We start from the raw sequence: 1,172 nt of genomic DNA, 5'->3' as shown, positions 1-1,172 counted from the left end.
GCGCCGGTGAGTTGAGATCAAGATATCCGAAGCAGTGATGGGCGAAGTAAAGGTCGTAGCGGCCGTCCTTGCGAGGATCAGGACGCAATGCGATCGGAAGATGGTCGAGTGCGTTGGACACGCGCCAGCGCCGTCCCGCAAAGCGTAGTTCACCGTTCCAGCCCACCGTGATGACGGTGTCATTGGGCCCATAAACGATCGATGGCAAGCGTCGTGGAAGCGCGCGCTGACTTGGCCGGTAGCGCGTGATGGGCGTGGCCATGCCCAACGCTTGATGAGGTCGTTGCTGGTTGTAGACCGTACGCCACGCATTCAAGGCTTGCTGCACATGCCGGCACGATGCGAACGAGCGCCCCGCCAACACCTCGGCCTTGAGGGTGCGATGGAAGCGTTCGTCCTTGCCGTTGGTTTGCGGATGCGCCGGCTGGCTATAACTGAGCCTTACACCGAGTCGTATCAACCAGACCGCCAAACCGGTCAATTGCCCCGGCTGGGTCGGACTGCCCCAGGGAGAGCCATTGTCGGTATTGATGCGCCATGGAAGGCCGTAGCGCCCGAACGCATCGCGCAGATGCTGCTGCACGATATCGCTGCGCGTGCTGTGGCATGCGCGCAGGATCACGCTGAAGCGCGAATGATCATCGAGCACGGTCAACGGGGAGCAGGACTTGCCATCACGCGTGGTGAAGTAGCCCTTGAAATCCATCTGCCACAGGTCGTTGGGTGCCTCGTGCTCAAACCGCTGCCATGGCGCAGCCAGGGCGGATGCGTGCGGGGTGATCAGCCCGTATCGATGAAGGATCGAGGTGACGGTACTGGGCGCGGGCACGGGGGACATGCCCAGGTCTTGCAGGCGTCGGCTGATCTTGCGCCCGCCCCAAGCGGGGTGCTGTCGCCGCAAGGTCACGACCGCTTGCTCGATCGGCGCAGCTGTTTGCGCAGGACTGGCCTGTGGCCGGCGTGAACGATCAAGCAGCCCGGGCTCGCCTTGCATGGCGTGGCGGGCCAGCCATTTGTAGCCGGTCTGCGGGCTGATCTGGAAACGTCTGCACAGCTCGCGCCGATTGCAGCCGGGCCGTTGGGCCAAAAGGACAAACTCGTGGCGAAGGCTCATGGTGTCGCGGGGGCTCCAGGGCATGGGCGCGCTTCCAGGTCGGATCACGACCGGAAAG

1 protein-coding gene is annotated in these 1,172 nt (G+C 63.5%); it reads right to left on the bottom strand.

The features are described from left to right. Window positions 1-1,138: IS481 family transposase (locus QQJ96_RS23510; RefSeq protein WP_284334475.1), on the bottom strand; the 1,138-nt coding region annotated here is incomplete at its 3' end. Window positions 1,139-1,172: the final 34 nt, after the last annotated feature.

Origin of the sequence: Dyella flagellata, from assembly GCF_030160275.1 — a bacterium.
Taxonomy (GTDB): Bacteria; Pseudomonadota; Gammaproteobacteria; order Xanthomonadales; family Rhodanobacteraceae; genus Dyella_B; species Dyella_B flagellata.
Note: the sequence above shows the minus strand (reverse complement) of the source record. Positions and strands in the feature narration are given on the sequence as shown.